The organism is Acinetobacter sp. YH18001 (genome assembly GCF_013416975.1).
Lineage (GTDB): Bacteria > Pseudomonadota > Gammaproteobacteria > Pseudomonadales > Moraxellaceae > Acinetobacter > Acinetobacter pseudolwoffii.
On sequence record NZ_VPEU01000066.1, the window covers coordinates 1 to 8,067 of the forward strand.

An 8,067-nucleotide genomic window follows, 5' to 3' on the forward strand; every position below is an offset into this window, starting at 1 on the left:
TTGTGCTGGCGACAATAGCAAGAGTGAACCACCTGATCCCTTCCCGAACTCAGAAGTGAAACCTCTTTGCGCTGATGGTAGTGTGGGGTTACCCATGTGAGAGTAAGTCATCGCCAGCTCATTATTCAAAACACCCTCAAGCCAAGGCTTGGGGGTGTTTTTTTGCATGGGATAGTATTATAAGTAGATGAAATTGAGGCAGGTATTTAAATCCTAGATCCAAAAGTAAAATCAAAGCCATTCAAATACTATAAAACGAGTCTCTGCTGTTGCGCAAACATATCTGTTTACTTTTCTATGCTGAATTTCTATGAAGACTTCTATATTGTAATATTAATTTAGAGAAGAAAGAAGCGTGGAGAAAATGATGGTAGCGCAATTTAAAATAAAAATTTTACTCAGTTGTTGTGCTTTGGCATTGACTGCCTGTCATGCCGATAACTCATCTTCTGGCAGTATTCAAGAGGCTTCCACCTCATCTTCTAAATCTGAAGCTACAGCCTCAAATGTACAAAAATATAAGATCGCACAGGTGGCACAATTTAATGAGCCGTGGGCAATTGCATCACTCAAAGATGGCCGTTTACTGATTACCGAACGTAAAGGAAAATTACAACTTTTTGATCCACGTACCAAGCAGAAAGTCGAAGTTAAAGGTATTCCTCAAGTTGCCTATGGTGGCCAAGGAGGCTTGGGTGAAGTCGCTTTACATCCGGATTTTGCAAACAATCAGTGGGTCTATCTCAGCTATGCTGAACAAGGTCAGGGTGGCTATGGCGCAGTGGTGATCCGTGGCAAACTGGATTTAAACCAGACTGCCCCTCAATTGACTCAAATTGAACGGATCTGGACTCAAGTCCCTAAATTTTCAGGGCAGGGACATTATGCACACCGGATTGTATTTGGACCGTATGGTAAGCTCTGGATCGGTTCAGGGGAACGGCAGCAATTTACTCCAGCACAGGATATGCAGTCCAATGCCGGTAAAATTATTCGTTTAAATGATGACGGTTCAATTCCTGCTGATAATCCTTTTATGAATCAGGGTAAAATTGCCCAGCAGATCTGGAGTCTTGGACACCGCAATCCTTTAGGCATGGCTTTTGATCCACAGGGGCAGTTCTGGGTGATTGAAATGGGCCCGAAGGGTGGGGATGAGCTGAATAAGATCATCAAAGCTAAAAATTATGGCTATCCAGTGGTGTCAAATGGTGATCATTATGATGGCAAGCCCATTCCAGACCATGCTACTCGCCCGGAATTTGAAGCGCCAGCACTGGATTGGACGCCGGTCATTTCTCCTTCAGATCTGTTGTTTTATACAGGAAATGTATTTCCACAATGGAAAAATAAAGCGATCACGACTGGTTTGTCTTCCAAGGCGCTTGTGATTGTGGATACGACACAGAATCCGGTCAAAGAAGTCCAGCGTGTGGATATGAAGGAGCGGATTCGTGGCGCGATTCAGGCCAGTGATGGTACGCTTTGGATAATTCAGGATGGCACGCAAGCCAAGTTATTAAAAATGACCGCACCTTAATCCTTTTTTTGAAAGGCTGCATTTGAACATGAAATATCGAGCGAGACAGAATGCTCATGATTTGCTGACGACCTGAGTAAATTTTTTAAGATGATCCTGATATGAAAGAACAAGGCCTCGACATCCTGTGAAGGCCTTTTCATATTCTGGCAAAGGTATAATGTCTGTTATACCGATCAGCATCCTGCTTGGTGAATATTTTTATTTTTCTGATAAGACTGCCTGTCTTGGTATGACTCGAATATAGCCCGAAGTAGTGTAGCCCAATAGGGCATTTAACTGCATCGATTGTAGGTCAAAGCTGACAGGTGAATTTCAAAAATAGCAGTGAAAGAATGATTATTCAACCAAAGCAGCAGTCCATCATTTTTATTAAATGAATCATTAAACCCAACCTGAATATTTTAGTTTGAGCACGATCTAAGCTTAAAAACAAAAAAGCCTCAACATCCTGTTGAGGCTTTTCTGGATTTGCTTCTCAGATCTGACTCCTGTCTAATCTGTCAACGTCCTGTTGATTTGCGCTTGTTATTGTTGTCGTATCGCTTTGCAGACGTCCTGTCTGTCTATGTAGTGACTATAGTCCTAACTAAGCGTAGTACATAGCCGCTAAATGCAGCGGTCGCTGTAGGCGAAAACCTACGATGCTGTCGGCTAAAGTCTCAAGCACTGACATACTGAATTAATTTATCCACCACTACTTTTAGATTTTTAGTATCAAATTCATTGCCCTGGAACGAATAATCCTTATTTCTTGCGAAGATGTCACGGATTTCAATCACGGCATTGGTATCGATCAGTCCAAGTTGAGTCCCGACCTGACGAATCTGGTCTATTGAACGTGAACCGTTGGTGACACCATAACCAATATAGGCTGCCGGTTTGCCTTGCCATTCCTTGGCAAGGTAATCCAGCGCATTTTTTAGCGCAGGGCTGTAGCCATGATTATATTCAGGTGTGATAAAAATAAAGGCATCGCCGCGCGCAATTTTGTCTGCCCAGTCTTGCTGTTTGGGCTGATCATAGATCCCGGTCAGTGGCGGATGAGCACCGCTAAAGAGTGGAAGAGCCCATTCTTTTAAATCGACAATTTCAATTTCAAGCGTACTAAAACCATAGCTTTTAATTTCCTGCAGTACCCAGTGCGCCACTTTAAGCGCGGTACGCCCCTCACGTACACTGCCGACCACAATATAAATTTTCATACCTATTCCTTTCTGGGTTTCTTATCATCCAATTAAATTAATCAGATTTCAGAGAGGTGACTAGAGATGATTTGTATCCTGAGTATAAAAAAGCTCCCGAAGGAGCTTTTAAAAATCATGCGATTAGCAGATGTTTTACATCAACTTTAGGCCTTGCTGACCGGCAGGGGTTACTTTAAAGATTTCCACTTCAAAGGTGATGTTCTTGCCTGCCAGTGGATGGTTAAAGTCCACTTCGGTGATGTCATCATTGACTGAACGTACCACACCATACAAGGTCGCCTTGGCTTTGTCTTCAAACTCGATCATGTGACCCTCGATCGGACGTTCTCCAAACTTCACCGTATCGAACTTCTGGATGTTTTCCGGATTCCACGGACCAAAAGCATCTTCCGGAGGCAGACTTACAGTACGACGGTCACCGGCACGTAAACCAAACAGTGCTTTTTCAAAGCCTGGCAATAAATTACCATCGCCAATCGTGAGGCTGACCGGGGCTTCACGGCTACGGGTATTGTCAATTTCTACACCATTTTCGATCGCGACAGAAAAATGCAGCTCGACCTTAGAGCCGTCTGCAACCCGGGTTTCTTCATTAGGATGAATAAAATCAGTCATGTTGTGCTTGCGCCCGTTGAATTCGATGTTTTTCTAAGAAAAAGGTATCAATTAGCATCAGAATAGTGCCAAGCGTGATGGCACTGTCTGCGATATTGAAAGCAGGGAAGTGGCTGTTCTGGTAATACACATGAATAAAATCGACCACATAGCCGAGACTGACCCGGTCGATTAAATTACCGATTGCACCACCCAAAATCAGGGCAATTGCTAGCGGTAAAACCTTCATGTTTTTTGGCATACGCATTAGCCAAAAAACAAAGATCACAGACACAATCCCTGCCAGTGAAGTAAAGAAATAACGTTGCCAACCACCCGCATCGGACAGAAAACTAAAGGCAGCGCCATAGTTATGCAATAGTGTCCAATTTAAAAAGGGCAGCACAGGGATAGGATCTGCATAGTTCAGATTCGTCACTGCAATCCATTTGGTCCATTGATCCAGAATGATCGCCACAATGGCCAGCCCAATCCACCATAAATTATGTGGATAGAACTGGAATAAGCCCTTTTTAGTCTGGGTATTAGGCATATTTTCTCTCTTCGCCTTGGCCTGTAGGAAGGTTAATAATACAACGGCCACAGAGTCCTGGATGTGAGCTATGTGTATTTACATCCGGAAGCACATGCCAGCAGCGTACACATTTCTCGCCATCTGCCGCAGAGACTTTCACGTTAAGCCCTTCAAGATCTGAGGCTTCACCTTGTGTAGCCTCAAACTCGTTCACGATCACTTGCGAGGTAATCAGAACGAAGCGTAATTCATCATCGAGACGGTCAAGTACGGTTTTCAGTTCTGCAGTTGCCCACAGTTCAACTTTCGCCGACAGGTTCGAGCCGACTGTTTTGGCACCACGTGCAGTTTCAATAAACTTGTTCACGGCCGACTTCACCGCAATCAGGGTTTGCCATTCTGCTTCTGAAATCACGTTGGCTGTAGACGCGACCGGAATGTCATACCATTCAGTGGTGAATACATATTTCTCTGATTGCTCAGGAATCAGTGGCCATGCTTCTTGTGCAGTAAAGCTCAGGATCGGTGCCATCCAGCGCACAAAGGCCTGTACCAAATGATACAACGCAGTTTGTGCAGAATGACGCGCTTTTGAGTCCGCTTTGGTGGTGTATTGACGGTCTTTGATGATGTCGAGGTAGAAACCACCGAGGTCGTTGATACAGAAGTTAGTTAATGCGCTGGTCACGATATGGAAGTTCATATCTTCATAAGCTTGCTGAACGGTTTTCTGAACTTCCGCTGCACGTTGCAGGATGTATTGATCCAGTGCAATCAACTGATCGACTGGTAATGCATCTGTTGAAGGTTTGAAGCCATTCAAGTTCGCTAACAAGAAACGCAAGGTGTTACGGATACGACGATAACCATCGGATGCACGGCTAAAGATTTCTTTACCCGCGGTCATTTCATAACGGTAATCCGCAGAGGCGATCCAGAAACGCAAGCCGTCTGCCCCCATATCTTTAATGATGTCTTGCGGTGTGATTACATTACCGATTGATTTCGACATCTTGCGGCCTTTTTCATCGACCACGAAACCGTGAGTCAGCAAGCCTTTATACGGTGCGCGTTCATTGATGGCAATCGAGGTCAATAACGATGACTGGAACCAGCCACGGTGCTGGTCTGAACCTTCAAGATACAAATCAGCAGGATCAGTTAAGTCTTCACGTTCACGCAGTACCGCATAATGGGTGGTACCAGAGTCGAACCAAACGTCTAGCGTATCGCGTACAGCATTGTATTGCTCCGCGTCCGCACCGATGAATTCAGATGCATCACGGTTGTACCAACCATCAATGCCTTCTTGTTCAATCAGTTTTGCTACGATTTCGATCAATTCAGGTGTACGTGGGTGCAATTCATTGGTGTCTTTATGTACGAAGAACGGAATTGGCACGCCCCAAGTACGTTGACGTGAAATACACCAGTCCGGACGACCTTCGATCATGGCCTGAATTCGGTTTTTACCCCAATCTGGAACGAATTGGATGTCATTTTCAATCGCATTCAACGCGCCCTGACGCAGGCCTTTGGCATCCATGCTGATAAACCATTGTGGTGTGGCACGGAAGATAATCGGGGTTTTATGACGCCAGCAATGTGGGTAGCTATGCTTGATTGGCTTATGCGCCCACAGCTTATTGGCTTCACCCAGCGCCGCAATAATTTGTGGATTGGCTTTATAAATGTGTTCACCCGCAAACAGTGGCGAAGTCGGTAAATATACCCCATTTCCGCCGACTGGATTGTCAACTTTCAAGTTGTACAATAAGCCCACTTTATAGTCGTCCACACCATGACCCGGAGCCGTATGTACTGCACCGGTACCACTGGTGGCAATCACGTGCTCGCCCAAAATGACCGGTACCTGACGATCGCTAATTAAAGGATGTTGCAGAACAAGGTGTTCAAGTTTGCTACCGCTAAAGCCTGCAATTACTTCGAATGAAGTAAAACCATAACGCTCAGTTGCAGATTCCACCAGATCTTTGGCCAGGATAAAGTTTTGTGCTGCTTTTTCGTCACCACGTGCTTTAACCAGTTGATACTCAATTTCGGCATGTACGGCAACGGCCTGGTTGGCAGGTAGTGTCCAAGGCGTGGTGGTCCAGATGACGATGTCTGTTGAATCACTAACAGTTACACCCAAACGTGCAGATAAATCCGCTAAATCAACCACCGTAAAACCGACATCAATGGCATCTGATTTTTTATCTTCATATTCAACTTCAGCTTCAGCCAAAGATGAACCACAGTCCAGACACCAGTTCACCGGTTTCAGACCCGGCTCGATATGACCGGCTTTGGCAATCGCACCCAATGAACGTACGATGTCCGCTTCCTGTTTGAAGTTCATGGTCAGGTAAGGGTTGTTCCAATCACCGAATACACCCATACGCACGAAGTCTTTCTTTTGCAGTTCAACTTGGGTGTAGGCATATTCACGGCAGGCTTTACGGAAGGTAGAGGCATCTACCTTGACGCCGACTTTACCGACTTTTTCTTCAACTTTGAGTTCGATTGGCAGACCGTGACAGTCCCAGCCCGGTACATAGGGTGCATCAAAACCATCCATCACGCGGCTTTTGATGATGATGTCTTTTAATACTTTATTGACCGCATGACCCAAATGGATTTGACCATTTGCATAGGGAGGGCCGTCATGAAGTACATATTTTTTCTTGCCAATACGCGACGCACGAATCTGCTGATAAATGTTGTCGGCATACCACTCTTCTAACCATTTCGCTTCACGTACTGCCAAATTTGCTTTCATTGCAAATTCAGTACCTGGGAGGTTTAGCGTGGCTTTATAGTCCACTGCATTTTCAGGAGTTTGCTTATCGCTCATGCAAGTCGTCTTCCAATCTAATCAGTTATGTTACTGACACGTTTTACAATAAAAATATGGGATATTAAAAGGGAAATGTAGGATGATTTCGACGAAACTCCAGCAGTTTCTCGACATCATCATCAATTCCGGCTTTTAGCGCTTCAAGCGAAGGATAGTCCTTTTCGCCATGTAAATAGTTTAAGAACGTCACCCGCATTAACAGGCCATACAGATTAGCAGAAACATCCGGAAAATGTACTTCTAATCGCCATTCTGGATGGGCTTGTTTGATGGCTGGGCGTGTTCCCACATGACCCGCACCAAACAGGGCAGTGGGGTCATAACCCGCAATGCCTGTTTTAGTAGCATGATCATGTTTTACTTTATCCCTGAGGGATTCAGTTTCACAGATGACTTCAACCCCATAAATGCCATTCAGACAGGGCTTATGCCGGTTCAGTCGTACATTAATGGTTGGGAAATCAATGGTTCGGCCAATCTGATCGCCGTATTGCACCCGTCCGGTAATACTATAAGGCCGGCCGAGTAATTTGGCAGCAAGGGCTAAATCGCCTGCTTGTAAAGTTTGACGAATCCGGGTTGAACTGACCCGTTCACCCTCTAAAGCAATGGTGCTTAAATTGGTGACTTGGAAACCATAATTGCGCAGGAATTCGCTATTGCCCTGACGGTTTTTACCGAAGTGAAAGTCATCACCGAGTACCAGATGCTGTGCATTGAGTTTGTCTTTTAAAATATCGGCAAAGGCTTCTGCAGTCAGGCTGCGAAAAGTATGATCGAATTTCGCCACCGCAATATAGTCCACACCGAGTTCAGTCAGGTATTCGACTTTTTCACGTAAGGATGAAATCCGCGGTGGGGCTTCATAACCCTTAAAATATTCAAGCGGTTGCGGCTCAAAAATCATTACAACAGATTTTAAACCCTGTGCTTCAGCCACCTGTTGCAGCTGACGGATCATCGCCTGATGACCTAAATGCACGCCGTCAAAATTGCCGATCGTCAAGGCCGTTTTGGGTAGTTCAGAATGAGATGCTAAAGCATTTAGACGGAGCAGCTGCATGGGCAAATCAAGTGCTTGGAAAGATCGAGAGGCTATATATTGCCATAATCTCGCCGTTTCGTCTTGTTGTTGTGTTTTTATGCAATATTTTTCTTGAAAATTCATTTTCCTGAATATCAAATCAGATTGTTTTTCGACGCTTTAAATGGATCCGATCAGCGCATTCCTGCTTTTCATTCAGCGAATTTTGCTTTCTAATGTCAGCGCTTTTCTTTGTATTTTTCTTTGTATCAGGTATTTCAAATGTCCAATCTGGCACTCATCATG

The 8,067-nt window shown here is 44.8% G+C and carries 6 protein-coding genes and 1 rRNA gene; 2 read left to right on the forward strand and 5 right to left on the reverse strand.

Annotated features, from left to right (window positions below; all coding sequences use genetic code 11):
• Positions 1–4: 4 nt before the first annotated feature.
• A 5S ribosomal RNA gene (rrf, locus tag FTV48_RS13485) occupies positions 5–119 on the forward strand.
• 248 nt (positions 120–367) lie between these two features.
• Positions 368–1,540, forward strand: a complete 1,173-nt coding sequence (locus FTV48_RS13490) for a PQQ-dependent sugar dehydrogenase (RefSeq protein ID WP_180000676.1) — start codon at positions 368–370, stop codon at positions 1,538–1,540.
• A 662-nt stretch (positions 1,541–2,202) separates the two neighbouring features.
• Here FTV48_RS13490 and FTV48_RS13495 read toward each other — a convergent pair.
• The 5 genes from FTV48_RS13495 to ribF form a co-directional block, all read right to left on the reverse strand.
• Positions 2,203–2,745, reverse strand: a complete 543-nt coding sequence (locus FTV48_RS13495; protein ID WP_100354971.1) for an NADPH-dependent FMN reductase — start codon at positions 2,743–2,745, stop codon at positions 2,203–2,205.
• 135 nt (positions 2,746–2,880) lie between these two features.
• Positions 2,881–3,363 carry a peptidylprolyl isomerase gene (locus FTV48_RS13500; RefSeq protein WP_100354970.1) on the reverse strand — a complete coding sequence of 161 codons (483 nt, stop codon included), beginning with the start codon at positions 3,361–3,363 and terminating at the stop codon, positions 2,881–2,883.
• Complete coding sequence (lspA, locus tag FTV48_RS13505; protein ID WP_074383807.1) at positions 3,356–3,895, reverse strand: signal peptidase II; 540 nt, start codon at positions 3,893–3,895, stop codon at positions 3,356–3,358. Before lspA ends, FTV48_RS13500 begins: the two co-directional genes overlap by 8 nt.
• On the reverse strand, positions 3,888–6,734 hold the full coding sequence (gene ileS / locus FTV48_RS13510; protein ID WP_100534571.1) for an isoleucine--tRNA ligase: 2,847 nt from the start codon (positions 6,732–6,734) through the stop codon (positions 3,888–3,890). The genes lspA and ileS overlap by 8 nt, the downstream gene beginning before the upstream one ends.
• Before the next feature lie 64 nt (positions 6,735–6,798).
• Positions 6,799–7,800: a bifunctional riboflavin kinase/FAD synthetase gene (ribF, locus tag FTV48_RS13515; RefSeq protein WP_180000678.1), complete on the reverse strand. Its 1,002-nt coding sequence runs from the start codon at positions 7,798–7,800 to the stop codon at positions 6,799–6,801.
• Between the last annotated feature and the right edge of the window lie 267 nt (positions 7,801–8,067).